Below are 13,598 nucleotides of genomic sequence, written 5' to 3' on the forward strand. Positions count from 1 at the left end.
GCGCGCAATGCCGCGCCGATGTCCGCTAAAGTAAAGGCGTGACAACCTCCGGTAAAGCATCCAGTCCCGACGAGCTCGCACAGGCGCTGGCCCGGATACTCACCGGCGGCGCCGGCCGGGTGGAGGGGCTGCGCCGGCTGACAGGCGGTGCGAGCCGCGAGACCTGGTCGTTCGAGCGGGTGACAGGCGAGTCCCGCCGGCCCCTCGTCCTGCGTCGGGCCTGGAACGGCAAGGAGCGGGACGGCGAGGAGCCGGACGAGGACCTGCTCGCACTCGACCCGGGCCTGGAGGGCCGGCTGGTCGGGGAACTGGCCGCCGCCGGCCTGCCGGTGGCCGGCGTGGTGCACGTGCTCGCGCCGGACGAAGGGCTGGGCGCCGGCTTCGTCATGGAACGGCTGGACGGCGAGACGCTGGCGCCGCGGATACTGCGCCGCGACCAGTACGCCGACGCCCGCAGCCGCCTGGCGCAGCAATGCGGCGCCGCGCTCGCCGCCATCCACGCCGCGCGGCCCGCCACGGCCGCCGCGCTGCCGGCCATGCAGGCCGCGGACGTGCTGTCGGCGTACCGGCAACGCTACGACGCCTATGGTCACGCGCGGCCGGTCTTCGAACTCGCCTTCCGCTGGCTGGGCGACCGCCTGCCCGAGCCCGTCGAGCCCGTGCTCGTACACGGCGACTTCCGCAACGGCAATCTGGTGGTCGACGAAAAGGGACTCGTGGGCGTGCTCGACTGGGAGCTCGCGCACCGGGGCGATCCCATGGAAGACCTGGGCTGGATCACCGTCAACTCCTGGCGCTTCGGCATGAGCCACCGGCCGGTGGGCGGCTTCGGCCGGCGCCGCGAGCTGCTGCGGGGCTATCGTGAGGCCGGCGGCACGGCGGACGAGCAGCGGATGCGCTACTGGCAGCTCATGGGCAGCCTGAAATGGGGCGTCATGTGCATGACCATGGCGGAGATATACCGGCGCGGCGTGGACCGTTCCGTGGAACGAGCCGCGATCGGCCGGCGGGTGAGCGAGGCGGAGATCGACATGCTGAACATCATACGGGGCAGGGACTGATGGATGAGACGCCGGCCCTGGGGGAGCTGCTGGAAGCGGTGCGCGGCTTCCTGGCCGAGGCCAGGGAGGAACTCGGCGGGCATCGCGGATTCCACGCGCTGGTCGCCGCCAATGTGGTGGACATCGCGCGCCGCGAGCTCGAGCTGGCGCCCGCTGCCGAGGCGGCGGAAGCCGGGCGCCTGAGAGCGCTGCTCGGACGCGACGGCGAGCCGGCCGAGCTGAACCGCGCCCTGTGCGATGCCATCCGCGAGGGACACATCGCCATCGACGACGCCCGGCTGCTGGAGCATCTGGAGCGCACCACCCTGGACCGGCTGGCGATCGACCAGCCCGCCTATTCCGGAGCGCGCATCGCGGCCGAGGCCGGCACCGCCGGCAACGGGGAGGACGGACCCCGCCGCTAGCCGCGGATGAAGCCGAACAGGTGCCCGGCCACCTTGCGCATCTGTATCTCTTCGGCCCCCTCGGTGATGCGGTAGCGCCGGTGGTGGCGGTAGATGTGCTCGAAGGGCTCGTGCCGCGAATAGCCCATGCCGCCGAAGACCTGCATCGCCCGGTCGGCGGCCTCGCAGCAAAGCCGGTTCGCCCGATAGTTGCACATGGCCACCTTGTCCGACAGCTCCGCCGCGATGCGCCGGCGGTCGAACCGGTCCATCTGCCAGGCGGTCTGGCGGATCAGCACCCGCAGCATCTCCGCCTCGGTCGCCAGCTCCACCAGCGGAAACTGGATGCCCTGGTTCGAGGCCAGCGGCTTGCCGAAGGGCTTGCGCTCCCGGGCGCGGGCGACCGCGCGGTCGATGCAGTACTGCGCCGCGCCCAGGCTGCTGGCCGCCTGACGGATGCGGTTCTCGTGCACGAAATGCTGGGCCACCGCCAGGCCCCTGCCCGCCTCGCCCAGCACCGCCTCCTCGCCCACCCACACGTCGGTGAACGACACCCGCGGGTGGTCGGTGGGCATGTTGAAGGTCCACAGATATTCCTCGATCCGCACCCCGTCCGCATCGGCCGGCACCAGGAAGCAGGTGATGCCGGCGGCGTCGCCGTCCGCGCCGACGGTGCGGGCGAAGACGAGATCGGTGCCGGCGACGTGCATGCCCGTGTTCCACATCTTCTCGCCGTTGATGCGCCAGCCGGGCACGCCGTCACGGCGGGACCGAACGGCACGGGTCTCCATCCAGGTGGCATCCGAGCCGTGCTCCGGCTCGGTCAGGCCGAACGCGATGGGGTGCTCGCCGGTGATCGCGGGTTCCACGTAGCGCTGCACCTGCTCCGCCGTGCCGAAATCCCGCAGCATGAGCACGATGGGCAGGTTGCCCACCACCGAACTCTCGTTCTGCAGATCGTTGTGCAGGCCCAGGCCCTTCGCGGCGAGGCGTTCCCGCACGACTGCCATCGCCAGGTTGCCCGCCTCCTCGCCGCCGAATTCCCGCGGCAGCGCATAGCGGTAGTGGCCGGCCGCGTCCGCCCGGCGGCGCATCTCGGCGAGCAGCGCCTCCCAGTCGGCCGCGGGCAGGCCGTCCCGCTCCCAGTCGGTGCGGGCGTACTCCCGCCGGTGGTCGAAGAAGCGGATGTTGTCGTCCGCGGCTTCCAGCGGCCGGATCTCCGCCTCGATGAAGCGGTCCAGTGCCGCGAGCTTGTCGCGCACCGCGGCCGGAATCTCGAAGTCCATTGTTTCCCCCGTTCCGGTCCAGGCGCAACCGCTCCCCGTACGGTGCCGTCCCGTCCGGTTCCATTGCAATGGCCGTCGCCATTCCCGATGCCATGGCCGTCGCCATTGTCATCGCCATGGCCAGGCAGTGGATGCTCGCGTTTTCCCGGCCGCGGGTAAAGCCTTAGAATGCCGCATTGCCCGGCGCGGCTGGCGGAGGCGGAACAGGTGCTGAACGACACGGCCACGGTCACTGCGATTGTTGTGGTGGTCCTGCTGCTGGCGGCGGGGCTGGTCTTCTGGCTGCTGCGCCGGCCCGGCGAGAAGGCCAGCGACCGGCTCGTGCGCGGCCGCCGCATCCCGGAATTCACCGTGCAGACGGAGGACGGCGAACCCGCGGGCCCGTCCGACCTGCGCGGGCTGCCGGCCGTCCTGATCTTCCTGCGCGGCAACTGGTGCCCCTTCTGTTCCGCCCAGGTCGAGAACCTGACGCAGCACTACCGGCAGATCAACGAACTCGGCGCCCGCCTGATCCTCGTCGTACCGAAGCCGCAGCAGACCACCCGGCGCGTGGCGGAACTGTTCGGCGTGGACTTCACCTTCTGGATGGACCCGGATCTCGCCGCCGCGCGCGAGCTCGGCATCCTGCATCCCGGAGGCGTGCCGGCCGACTACCGCGACGACTACGGCGCGGACACCCTGCGGCCGGTCTCGGTGGTGATCGACGGCGAGGGGATCATCCGCCATGCCAACCGCTCGAGGGACGTGCGCGAGCGGCCGGACCCAACCGAGTTCGTGAAGGTACTCGAACGCCTGCGCTAGCCGGCGGGATACGCCTCACCGCGCCGGCCCCGGAAAAAGAAAACGCCCCGCTGCGGGGGCGTTCTCCCGGAATGCGCCGGCGAGTGCCGGCGGCACCCCTCAGCGGGCGCCGAAGTTCCAGCGGCCGCGCACCTGCCAGGTCATGGGCGGCGTCCAGTAATTGGTGAACAGGTTCGAGGTGATGTATTCCTCGTCCGAGCAGTTGTTGCACTCGGCGGTGACGGACCAGACGCCGCCGTCGTCCACCAGCGAGATGCCGGCATTGACGATGACCTCCGTATCGTTCTCGCCCAGCTGACGGGTGCCCACCACGTTCGGCCCGATGAAGCGGGACGATAGGTTCGGCTGCAGCGACGCACCGAGCGCCTCGACGGGGAAGTTGAGGAATGCGCCCAGCGTCAGCGTCCAGTCGGGCGAACGCTTCGGATCGGCCACGCTGCAGTTGCCGTCCAGTGCCGCGAAGTCCGTGTTGGGCACGGTGCAGGCGGCGATCTGATCGGAGATGTCCACGTATTCCGCGTCCTGCAGGCCCAGCGAGACGAACAGGTTCAGCCAGTCCGTCGGCACGGCGTTCACCTCCAGCTCGAAACCGGTCACTTCCAGCCCGCCGGCGTTGGTGGTCAGGAAGTTGCCCGACGGCGTTGCGGAGGTGGTCTGCAGGTCCTCGAGATCCGTGTAGAAGAGCGTGCCGTTGGCCCGCACCAGGTTATCGAACATGTCGGCGCGGAAACCGAGCTCGTAGGCCCAGAGCTTCTCCGGCCCGAATGGCTCCATGGTGGCCGCCAGCGCCTCGCGGGCATTCCAGCCGCCCGACTTGAAGCCGCGGGTGGCGGAGGCGTAGACCATCAGGTCGTCCGAGTAGTCGTACTTCAGCGCGATGCGCGGCGTGACGATGGACTCCTCCTGCTCCACCGGGATACCGGCGGCGATGAGGTTCGCCGTCTCCAGTGTAATGGTGCCGGGAATAACGCCCCGGGCACCGAGATTGTCCGTGATCTCGATCTCCTTGGTCTCGTCCGTGTAGCGGGCGCCGAGGGTCAGGGTCCACTTGTCCGACAGCGCGTAGTCGCCCTGGGCGTAGACGGCCCAGCTGTCGGTGAAGTTCTCCATCACCCGGTCGGCCAGCACGAAGGAGCCGAGCAGCCAGTCGGCGAAGTCGGTCTCGTTGTCCTCGTTCAGGTAGAACACGCCGGAGACGAAGTCGAGCTTGTCGTCGAAATAACGGGCCGACCACTTTACCTCGGCGGTGAACTGCTCGTGGACGCCGTTGTTGTCGATCCAGAAGAAATCGTCCGCGTCACCCGGCGCGTTGGGGAAGTTCAGGAAGAAGTCCTGCTCCAGGTCACGCCAGCCGACGATGAACTCGAGCTCGCCCGCGGGTGCGGCGTAGGTCAGGTCCGAGATGATGCTGGTGGTCTCCGAGACACTGCCGTAGTCGGCCTTCTGCTGATAGCTGATCGGCACGAAACCGCCCGTGATCGAGAAGTTCAGGAAATCGAAAGCGGTGGTCGGCGCGCCCAGGGGCGCCACGGACGTGGAGACCCGGTCGTCGCCGACGAGATCGCCGTGGATGTTGCCGGCCTCGTCGTCGATGTACTCTAGGGTGAGATCCCACGTCAGCATATCCGTCGGCATGTAGCGGAAGTCCGCCCGCAGGCCGATGCTGTCGCGGACGTTGTAGTCACCGCCGACGGCCGGGTTGCGATTCTCCAGCCAGCCGTCGTTGGAGATGTGGTAGCCGGAGAACTTGGTCAGGAAGGTCTCGCTGACCGGGATGTCCACGCTGCCGCGCGCCCGGTATTCACTGTAGCGGCCGAAGCCCGCTTCCACGAAACCGCCCATCTCCGGCGACGGGTCCTTCAATATCACGTTAATGGCGCCGCCCGTGGTGTTACGGCCGAACAGGGTCCCCTGCGGCCCGCGCAGCACCTCGATGCGCTCGACGTCGAAGAGCGTGAAGTTGTTGGCGTTCTGGCGGGACACGTAGACGCCGTCGATATAGGTCCCGACCGGCGGGTCGAAGGTGGCGATGGACTCGTCGTTACCCTGGGCGCGGATGTAATACATGTTCGCGCTGCCGATACCGGTGTTGTTGCCGCCGAAGAGGTTCGGCACGACGTTGATCAGGTCGAGGGTGTCCTCCACCTGCAGCGCCTCCAGCGTCTCGTCATTGTATGCACTGACCGCCACAGGCACGTCCTGGATGGACGCCTCGCGACGCTCGGCCGTGACGATGATCTCCTCGACCTGGGCGCTCGCGCCCGCAGAAAACAACAATGGCACCAGGAGGGCCGGAAGGGTTGCGCTCAGGCCCGGCCCGCTTCTGAAAGATTTGCTCATGGATACTCCCCTGCTCAGAAAAAGATAGAACATTCAGTGTTTTCGGGACGTTCCGGCTCTTCCCTGCAAATCCGTAACGCAGACAACCCCCGTCGGGGGAATCCTGCCTCATACGGGGGGCATTTTCAAAACAATACGTAGATGTCGCGACCCTGCAACAGGGCGGCGCAGCAACGGCCACGGGGCATCCGCACGATGACCGGCCCGGGCCAGCCGCCGCAGATTGTATACAATTTAGATCTAAGCCATTGATTTTCAGTGCGAATTGATCCTGCGGCTCACAGGGTCCTGACCATCAGCAGCCAATCTCCGCCGTGAGCCGCCCCCGGCCAGGGCACGATCGGAGCCCGGGCCTCCACCCGATAGCCGAGGCGCTCGTAGAGGCGTTTCGCGCCGGCATTCTCCTCGGCCACGATCAGGCTCAGACCGGGAACCCCGGCCTCGCGGGCCATGGATTCGGCCAGATCCATCAGCCGGGTACCCGCACCGAGACCGCGGGATTCGGGGAACGTGGCGAGCGCATTGACGTACCAGGTGCCGGGTGCCGCGGCCTCCAGTTCGACGAGGGGCCTGACGACCGCCGGCAGCTCGGCGAGGTCCGGCAGCTCGTGGGGGTCCGGCTGGCGATACGAGAGCAGCATGCCGACGATGTGCCCCGTGGTATCCACACAGACCCTTGCGTTGCGGTAACTGAAACCACCCTCTGCCCTGGCTGCCCGCTCGCAGCCGACCTGCTCGGCGCTCTGACCGGGCTCCGCCGACCGGGACCAGAGCCAGCTCGGGATCCCCTCGCCGGCGATGTCGATCAGCCTGGCGAGGGCGGGCGCATCATCGGGTCGTGCTTTACGGATATTCATTGCGGGTCCTCCTGCTGCTGCGGCATCGCCCGGGCGACGCAGCCCGGGAGGTTGGCGGGGTTCTCGCACAGGGTGTCGGCACCGGCCTGCACGAGTTCGCGGCGGCTGCCGAAGCCCCACAGTACACCGACGGAGGCGACGCCCGTGCGCCGCGCGCCGATCACATCGTCCCTGCGGTCCCCGATCATCACCGTTGCGCCTGCGTCCAGACCGTGCGCAGAGAGCGCGTGGCCGATCAGCTCGCCTTTGTCGGAGCGGCTGCCGTCCAGGTGGGCGCCGACCACGTCCGCAAAATAGCCGGCCAGCCCGAAGTGCTCGACGACACGCTGCGCGAACACCGTGGGCTTGGTGGTCACCACCAGCATCGTGCTGCCGTCGCCGGCGAAACCGCCGAGGGCATCGTCGATGCCCTCGTGCAACCGGTTCTCGTACAGGCCGGTGTCCGTGTAGCGCTCCCGATAAAGGGCCACGGCAGCGCGCACCCGCTCCTCGTCCTGCGTGCCGAGCAATTCGCGGAAGCTCACGAACAGGGACGGGCCGATGTAGCGCTCCAGGGAGGCGAGCGGCGGCGGCTCCCTGTCCAGGCGCTCCAGCGCGTAGGCGATGCAGCGGGTGATGCCCTCCCGGTGATCGGTGAGCGTGCCGTCGAGGTCGAAAAAGAGATTCATTGCAGATCCGTGAGGCAACTTGTCCAGGCGACGAGTTCAGGTGACGGGTTCAGGCAACTTGAGGCGGCGGGCGGCTGCGCCTATCTTGTGACAATCCCGCGCAGAGTCAATTCGGAATCGGGAGTCGGCAACCCACAGGAATATCCCATGGCCCGGACGCTGGCCGAAAAAATCTGGTCGCAGCATGCGATCGCCGACCCGGGCGACGGCACGACGCTGCTCTATATCGACCGCATCTTCCTGCACGAGCGCACCGGCAGCATCGCGCTGAAGGGGCTGGAGGCCGCCGGCCGCTCCGTGCGGGACCCGGAGCAGGTGTTCTGCACGATGGACCATATCGTCGACACCTTCCCCGGCCGCTCCGACATCACGATCATGCCGGGCGGCACCGAGTTCATCACCGCCACCCGGGCGGCGGCCAGGGAGGCCGGCATCCGTACGTTCGACATCGGCAACCCGAGCCAGGGCATCGTGCACGTGGTCTCGCCGGAACAGGGCATCGCCCTGCCCGGCGTGACGCTCGTCTGCCCCGACAGCCACACCGGCACCGTGGGCGGCCTCGGCGCGCTGGCCTGGGGCATCGGCTCCACCGAGGCCGAGCACGCGCTGGCCACCAAGACGCTGGCGGTGACGAAGCCGAAGCAGATGCGGGTCACCTATTCCGGGCGTCTGCCCTTCGGCGTGACCGCGAAGGACATGATCCTGGCGCTGATCGGCCGGCACACGGCGTCGGGCGGCGTCGGCTACGTGGTGGAGTTCGCCGGCGAGGCGGTCCGGGCGCTGGACGTGGAGGCGCGTCTCACGCTGTGCAACATGGCGGTGGAGTTCGGCGCCTGGAGCGGCATCGTCGCGCCCGACGAGAAGACCTTCGAGTACGTGCGCGGGCGCCCCTACGCGCCGGCAGGCGAGGACTGGGACAAGGCGCTCGCCCACTGGCGTTCGCTGGCCACCGACGAGGACGCGGTGTTCGACCGGGAGATCGAACTCGACGCGGCGGGCATCGTGCCCCAGGTCACCTGGGGCACGAGCCCGCAGCACGAACTGCCGGTGGACGGCGCGATACCCGACCCGGCCGGCGAGCCGGACGCCAATCGGCGCAAGGCCATGGAGCGGGCGCTGGAGTACATGGCGCTCGTGCCGGGCCGGCCGCTCGCAGGGACGCCCATCGACGCCGCATTCATCGGCTCGTGCACGAACAGCCGGCTGAGCGATCTGCGCGCGGCCGCCGACGTGCTGCGGGGGCGGCGCGTCGCCGACGGCATCAAGGCCATCTGCGTGCCCGGCTCCAGCCGGGTGAAGGCGGCGGCCGAGGCCGAAGGGCTCGACCGGGTGTTCACCGCCGCGGGTTTCGAGTGGCGGGAGTCCGGCTGCTCCATGTGCTTTTTCGCCGGCGGCGAGCATTTCGGCCGCGAGGAGCGCGTGATCACCAGCACCAACCGCAACTTCGAGAACCGCCAGGGACCCGGCACCCGCTCCCACCTGGCCAGCCCCACCACCGTGGCCGCGTCGGCTATCGCGGGACGCATCGCCGACGTGCGCGAATTCGCGCCGGAGGAAGACTGAAATGGAACCGTTCGTAAGCCACAGCGGCATCGCCGCACCGCTGCTGCGCATCAATATCGACACAGATGCCATCATCCCGAGCCGGGAGATGAAGCGGGTATCCAGGGAAGGGCTCGGCGAGGGCCTGTTCGCGAACTGGCGCTATCGGGACGTGGCCGCCCGGGAGGAGGACCCGGAGTTCGTGCTGAACCGCGAACCCTTCCGCCACGCCACCATCCTGCTGGCCGGCGAGAACTTCGGCTGCGGCTCGTCCCGGGAACACGCGGTATGGGCGCTGAAAGATTTCGGCTTCCGCGCGGTCATCGCGCCCGGCTTCGGTTCCATCTTCTACGGCAACTGCGTGCGCAACGGCATCCTGCCCGTGCGTCTCGCCGAGCCGGACATCGAGGCGATCGCCCTGCACGTCGACGCCGAGCCTTCCCAGCAGGTGACCATCGACCTGCCGTCGCAGACGGTCACGGACGCGGCCGGCGCGGACTACCCCTTCGACATCGGCGCCGGGGACAAGGAGATGCTGCTGCAGGGCCTCGACCCCATCGCGAAGACGATGAAGCTGGACGCGGAGATCCTCGCCTTCCGCGAGCGCGATCGCGCCGACAGGCCCTGGATCTATCTGTAGGAGCATCGGCCGCCAGATCGGGCCAGAGGGACAGGCTAGGGGAAGACGACGGTCTTCGCGCCGTTCAGCAGGATGCGGCGCTCGACGTGCCAGCGCACGGCCCGGGCCAGCACGCTCGCTTCCGTCTCCCGGCCGATCCCGGTCATCTCGCTCTCCGTGGTGGCGTGGGTCACGCGTCGCACGTCCTGCTCGATGATCGGGCCCTCGTCCAGATCCTCGGTGACGTAGTGCGCCGTCGCGCCGATCAGCTTCACGCCCCGCTCGTGGGCCTGCCGATAGGGCATCGCCCCCTTGAAGCTCGGCAGGAAGGAGTGGTGGATGTTGATGCAGCGGCCGGCCAGCTCGCGAACCATGCCGGCCGACAGGATCTGCATGTAGCGGGCCAGCACGACCAGGTCGATGCGGTGCTCGCGGACGAGGCGCAGCACCTCCGCCTCCTGCTCGGGCCGGCTGTCCTTCGACACCGGCAGGTGCACGAAGGGGATGCCGTGCCACTCGGCGAGCGCCCGGGCGTCGTCGTGATTGGAGACGACCAGCGGGATGTCTGCCCGGAGTGCGCCGGTCTCGCGCCGGTGCAGGAGGTCCCGCAGGCAGTGGTCGAACTTCGACACCATGATCATCACGCGCGGCGCCACCGCGCAGTCGTGCAGTTCCCAGCCGATGCCGAGCCGCACCGCGAGCTCGCCGATTGCTGCGCCGAACGCGGCGGCCGCCTCGTCCGAAGGCAGCAGTGCGTGCATGCGCACGAAGAACTCGTCCGTGCTGTCGTCGGCGAACGACTGGGCGTCACGGACGTCGCCGCCGCGCTCCGCCAGCGCGCCGGTCACCGCCGCCAGGATGCCCGGACGGTCCGGGCAGTGCATCGTCAGGATGTACTCGCGGGACGGCTGCCCCGCATTTTCCCCGCCGCTCACAGGCGCTCCAGCGCCTCGGCCAGGCGGGCCACGGTGCGCTCGACGTTCGCCAGCTTGTCCAGCCCGAACAGGCCGATACGGAAGCTGCGGTAGTCGTCCGGCTCGCCGCACATCAGCGGCACCCCGGCGGCGATCTGCAGCCCTTGTGCCGCGAACCGGCTGCCGTTCTGTATGTCCGGGTCGTCGGTGTAGGAGACCACCACCCCCGGCGCCTGGAAGCCCGGCGCGGCGACGCTGGCGAAGCCCGCCCCTTCCAGCGCGTCCCGCACCCGGCGGCCGAGTGCCACCTGCGCGTCGCGGGCGCGCTCCAATCCGAAATCGCGCGTCTCGTGCAGGGTGTCGCGGAACTGGCGCAGGCCGTCGGTGGGCATCGTGGCATGGTAAGCATGCCCGCCGTTCTCGTAGGCCTGCATGATCTGCAGCCACTTGCGGAGGTCGCAGGCGAAGCTGCCGCTCTCGCTTGCCTCCACGTACTCGCGCGCGCGGCGGCTCAGCATCACCAGCCCCGCGCAGGGCGTGGAACTCCAGCCCTTCTGGGGCGCGCTGATCAGCACGTCGACGCCGAGCGCCTGCATGTCCACCCAGAGGCAGCCGGAGGCGACGGAGTCCAGCACGAACAGTGCGCCCACCTCGTGCGCGGCATCGGCGACCGCGCGGACGTAGTCGTCGGGCAGCAGCAGGCCGGCCGAGGTCTCCACGTGGGGCGCGAAGACCACCGACGGCCGTTCCGCCCGGATGCACTCGACGACCTCGTCGATCGGCGGGGGCACGAACGGTGCCCGGGCGCCCTCGCCGCTCTGTCGGGCGGTGAGCACCGTCGATCCGGCTGCGAATCCGCCCATCTCCAGGATCTGGGTCCAGCGGTAGCTGAACCAGCCGTTGCGCACGATGAGGCAGCGCCGCCCGGTCGCGAGCTGGCGGGCGACCGCCTCCATGGCGAAGGTGCCGCCGCCCGGCACCACCGCCACGGCGTCGGCGCCGTACACGTCCTTCAGGCCGGCCGAGATGTCGTTCATGACCCCCTGGAAGAGGGCGGACATGTGGTTCAGCGACCGGTCGGTGAAAACCACCGAGTACTCGAGCAGACCCTCCGGGTCAACCTGGGGATCACTTGCAGGATCGATGTCGGATCGCGGGCCGGGCATGGCGCTTCCTCGTTGGCTGGGGTCGGCAAGGCAATGGCAATGGCAGGAGCGGCGAGAGAATAGCAGCCGGGCCGGCCCCTTCCCAGCCGGCCTGGCGACCAAAACCCTGCGCGAACGCGTTATGCTTGGCCGGATTGCACCGGATACCGCCGGCCCGCCGGCAGAACACAAACCAACAAGGCGAACCAGACTCCATGTTCGAACAAGTCAAACCCGTCCCGCCCGATCCCATCCTCGGCATCATCGCCGCCCACGCCGCCGACACGAACCCGAAGAAGGTCGACCTCGGCATCGGCGTCTACCGCAACGAGGAGGGCGAGACGCCGGTCCTCGGATCGGTGAAGGAGGCGGAGGCACGGCTCCTGCAGACCCAGACCAGCAAGGCCTACCTCGGCCCCGCCGGCGTGGCCGGATTCAACGAGGGCATGACCGAACTGCTGTTCGGCGCCGACAGCGAGGTGGTCCGCGCCGGCCGCGTGCGCACCATCCAGACGCCCGGCGGCACGGGCGCGCTGCGGGTGGCCGGCGATCTCATCCACCGGGCGAGCCCCGGCACCGAACTCTGGGCCAGCGACCCGACCTGGGGCAATCACCTCGCCCTGTTCCCCGCCGCCGGCCTGCCGATGCACAGCTATCCCTACTTCGACCCGGAGACCAGCAGCCTGCGCTACGACGACATGATGGAGGCCATCGGCCAGCGCGGCCCGGGCGATGCCGTTCTGTTCCACGCCTGCTGCCACAACCCCTGCGGCGTCACGCCCGACCCGGACCAATGGGAGGAGGTCGTGGATCTCGCTGCGGAGAAAGGCTTCACACCCGTGATCGATACCGCCTACATGGGCTTCGAGCGCGGCCTGGAGGAGGACTGCCTGGCCGTGCGGCTGTTCGCGGAACGCTGCCCGGAGGTGATCATCGCCACCTCCTGCTCGAAGAATTTCGCGCTGTATCGGGACCGTGTCGGGGCGCTGACGGTGGTCACGGAGAATGCCGACCGGGCCAGCGCCGTGGAGACGGTCATCAACAAACTGACCCGGGCGAACTACTCGATGCCGCCCGCCCACGGACCGGGAGTGGTCGACATCATCCTGCACGACGAGGATCTGCGCGCCCGCTGGGTCGGGGAAGTGGACGGCATGCGCGACCGCATCAACGGCCTGCGGCGGGTGCTGGCGGAGAAGTTCCGCGACGCCGGCGTCGAGCGCGACTTTTCCTTCATGGAGCGCCAGTCCGGCATGTTCTCGTTCATGGGGCTGTCGGTGGACCAGGTGCGGCGGCTGCGCGACGAGTACTCCATCTACATGGTCGACTCCGGACGTATTAACGTGGCGTCGCTGAACGCGGGCAACATCGACTACTTCGTCGAATCCGTCGCCGCCGTACTCTGAGGCGGCGCTACAGCGGCAGCACGGTGGTGTGCTTGATGCGCGACAGCGCAATGTTCGACGTGATCTCCTGGACGCCCGGCACCTGGGAGAGCTTATCGAAGAAGAAGCGCTCGTAGGCCTTGATGTCCTCGGCGACGATGCGCAGCAGGAAGTCCACCGTGCCCATGAGCAGGTAGCATTCCTGCACCTCCGGGAAGGCCCGGACGGCATCGGCGAATGCGGACAGGTTGCTGCGCCCGTGGGAGGTCAGCTTCACCAGGGCGAACACCATCGTGTTCAGCCCCACCTTCTCGGCATCCAGCACCGCCGCCTGATCCCGGATCACGCCGGCCTCGCGCAGCCGCTGTATGCGGCGCCAGCAGGCCGACTGGGACAGCCCGATGGCCTCGCCGATGGCCGAGGCATTGATTCCAGGCTCCGTCTGGAGGAGATTGAGGATCTGGCGGTCGGTCTTGTCGAGATCGAGAGTCTGCATGGCGAAAGCGTTCTGACAGCCAATGACGCATTCATTATGCGCAAATCGTGGTTGATGCCAATGAAATTTCAGAAATAATTCCCTGTCACCGGGATATATTT

The 13,598-nt window shown here is 68.5% G+C and carries 13 protein-coding genes; 6 read left to right on the forward strand and 7 right to left on the reverse strand.

The features are described from left to right. The first annotated feature begins 38 nt into the window (after nt 1-38). Together ACJMK0_RS16410 and ACJMK0_RS16415 are read left to right on the forward strand one after the other, a co-directional pair. The gene (locus tag ACJMK0_RS16410; RefSeq protein WP_405239921.1) at nt 39-1,061 is read left to right on the forward strand and encodes a phosphotransferase family protein; all 1,023 of its coding nucleotides are present in this window, start codon (nt 39-41) and stop codon (nt 1,059-1,061) included. Continuing rightward, nucleotides 1,061-1,465: a DUF6285 domain-containing protein gene (locus ACJMK0_RS16415; protein WP_405239923.1), complete on the forward strand. Its 405-nt coding sequence runs from the start codon at nt 1,061-1,063 to the stop codon at nt 1,463-1,465. The genes ACJMK0_RS16410 and ACJMK0_RS16415 overlap by 1 nt, the downstream gene beginning before the upstream one ends. On the opposite strand, the gene ACJMK0_RS16420 is transcribed toward ACJMK0_RS16415, so the two are convergent. Then, nucleotides 1,462-2,730 (reverse strand): acyl-CoA dehydrogenase family protein, encoded by a 1,269-nt coding sequence (locus ACJMK0_RS16420; protein WP_405239925.1) that lies wholly within the window; start codon nt 2,728-2,730, stop codon nt 1,462-1,464. The two genes, ACJMK0_RS16415 and ACJMK0_RS16420, sit on opposite strands and share 4 nt — an antisense overlap. 168 nt (nt 2,731-2,898) lie before the next feature. Between ACJMK0_RS16420 and ACJMK0_RS16425 the strand changes: the two genes are divergently transcribed. Continuing rightward, nucleotides 2,899-3,531 carry a peroxiredoxin family protein gene (locus tag ACJMK0_RS16425; RefSeq protein ID WP_405239927.1) on the forward strand — a complete coding sequence of 211 codons (633 nt, stop codon included), beginning with the start codon at nt 2,899-2,901 and terminating at the stop codon, nt 3,529-3,531. A gap of 99 nt (nt 3,532-3,630) precedes the next feature. On the opposite strand, the gene ACJMK0_RS16430 is transcribed toward ACJMK0_RS16425, so the two are convergent. From ACJMK0_RS16430 to ACJMK0_RS16440, 3 genes are all read right to left on the reverse strand, one after another. After that, nucleotides 3,631-5,871 (reverse strand): TonB-dependent receptor, encoded by a 2,241-nt coding sequence (locus tag ACJMK0_RS16430; RefSeq protein WP_405239928.1) that lies wholly within the window; start codon nt 5,869-5,871, stop codon nt 3,631-3,633. A 278-nt stretch (nt 5,872-6,149) separates the two neighbouring features. Then, nucleotides 6,150-6,728, reverse strand: a complete 579-nt coding sequence (locus ACJMK0_RS16435; protein ID WP_405239930.1) for a GNAT family N-acetyltransferase — start codon at nt 6,726-6,728, stop codon at nt 6,150-6,152. After that, nucleotides 6,725-7,396, reverse strand: a complete 672-nt coding sequence (locus ACJMK0_RS16440) for an HAD hydrolase-like protein (RefSeq protein WP_405239932.1) — start codon at nt 7,394-7,396, stop codon at nt 6,725-6,727. Before ACJMK0_RS16440 ends, ACJMK0_RS16435 begins: the two co-directional genes overlap by 4 nt. 147 nt (nt 7,397-7,543) lie before the next feature. On the opposite strand from ACJMK0_RS16440, the gene leuC reads away from it, so the two are divergent. Both leuC and leuD read left to right on the forward strand, forming a co-directional pair. After that, nucleotides 7,544-8,959 (forward strand): 3-isopropylmalate dehydratase large subunit, encoded by a 1,416-nt coding sequence (gene leuC / locus ACJMK0_RS16445; protein ID WP_405239934.1) that lies wholly within the window; start codon nt 7,544-7,546, stop codon nt 8,957-8,959. Between the two features lies 1 nt (nt 8,960). Then, the gene (gene leuD, locus ACJMK0_RS16450; protein WP_405239936.1) at nt 8,961-9,578 is read left to right on the forward strand and encodes a 3-isopropylmalate dehydratase small subunit; all 618 of its coding nucleotides are present in this window, start codon (nt 8,961-8,963) and stop codon (nt 9,576-9,578) included. A gap of 35 nt (nt 9,579-9,613) precedes the next feature. Here leuD and purU read toward each other — a convergent pair whose 3' ends face one another. Both purU and ACJMK0_RS16460 read right to left on the reverse strand, forming a co-directional pair. Next, complete coding sequence (gene purU / locus ACJMK0_RS16455) at nt 9,614-10,492, reverse strand: formyltetrahydrofolate deformylase (RefSeq protein ID WP_405239938.1); 879 nt, start codon at nt 10,490-10,492, stop codon at nt 9,614-9,616. Continuing rightward, complete coding sequence (locus ACJMK0_RS16460; protein WP_405239939.1) at nt 10,489-11,637, reverse strand: aminotransferase class V-fold PLP-dependent enzyme; 1,149 nt, start codon at nt 11,635-11,637, stop codon at nt 10,489-10,491. Before ACJMK0_RS16460 ends, purU begins: the two co-directional genes overlap by 4 nt. A 194-nt stretch (nt 11,638-11,831) precedes the next feature. On the opposite strand from ACJMK0_RS16460, the gene ACJMK0_RS16465 reads away from it, so the two are divergent. Further along, a complete protein-coding gene (locus ACJMK0_RS16465; protein ID WP_405239941.1) occupies nt 11,832-13,022 on the forward strand; it encodes an amino acid aminotransferase in 1,191 nt (396 codons plus the stop codon). Nucleotides 13,023-13,029: 7 nt separating this feature from the next. On the opposite strand, the gene ACJMK0_RS16470 is transcribed toward ACJMK0_RS16465, so the two are convergent. Continuing rightward, complete coding sequence (locus ACJMK0_RS16470; protein ID WP_405239942.1) at nt 13,030-13,497, reverse strand: Lrp/AsnC family transcriptional regulator; 468 nt, start codon at nt 13,495-13,497, stop codon at nt 13,030-13,032. Between the last annotated feature and the right edge of the window lie 101 nt (nt 13,498-13,598).

Source organism: Lentisalinibacter orientalis, assembly GCF_040706535.1.
Taxonomy (GTDB): Bacteria; Pseudomonadota; Gammaproteobacteria; order Steroidobacterales; family Woeseiaceae; genus Lentisalinibacter; species Lentisalinibacter orientalis.

Excerpts from the sequence above, each read along its gene's own strand:
- ACJMK0_RS16415 (WP_405239923.1), top strand. The coding sequence starts at position 1,061 with ATGGATGAGACGCCGGCCCTGGGGGAGCTGCTGGAAGCGGTGCGCGGC.
- ACJMK0_RS16420 (WP_405239925.1), bottom strand. The coding sequence starts at position 2,730 with ATGGACTTCGAGATTCCGGCCGCGGTGCGCGACAAGCTCGCGGCACTG.
- ACJMK0_RS16425 (WP_405239927.1), top strand. The coding sequence starts at position 2,899 with ATGCCGCATTGCCCGGCGCGGCTGGCGGAGGCGGAACAGGTGCTGAAC.
- ACJMK0_RS16430 (WP_405239928.1), bottom strand. The coding sequence starts at position 5,871 with ATGAGCAAATCTTTCAGAAGCGGGCCGGGCCTGAGCGCAACCCTTCCG.
- ACJMK0_RS16435 (WP_405239930.1), bottom strand. The coding sequence starts at position 6,728 with ATGAATATCCGTAAAGCACGACCCGATGATGCGCCCGCCCTCGCCAGG.
- ACJMK0_RS16440 (WP_405239932.1), bottom strand. The coding sequence starts at position 7,396 with ATGAATCTCTTTTTCGACCTCGACGGCACGCTCACCGATCACCGGGAG.
- leuC (WP_405239934.1), top strand. The coding sequence starts at position 7,544 with ATGGCCCGGACGCTGGCCGAAAAAATCTGGTCGCAGCATGCGATCGCC.
- leuD (WP_405239936.1), top strand. The coding sequence starts at position 8,961 with ATGGAACCGTTCGTAAGCCACAGCGGCATCGCCGCACCGCTGCTGCGC.
- ACJMK0_RS16460 (WP_405239939.1), bottom strand. The coding sequence starts at position 11,637 with ATGCCCGGCCCGCGATCCGACATCGATCCTGCAAGTGATCCCCAGGTT.
- ACJMK0_RS16465 (WP_405239941.1), top strand. The coding sequence starts at position 11,832 with ATGTTCGAACAAGTCAAACCCGTCCCGCCCGATCCCATCCTCGGCATC.
- ACJMK0_RS16470 (WP_405239942.1), bottom strand. The coding sequence starts at position 13,497 with ATGCAGACTCTCGATCTCGACAAGACCGACCGCCAGATCCTCAATCTC.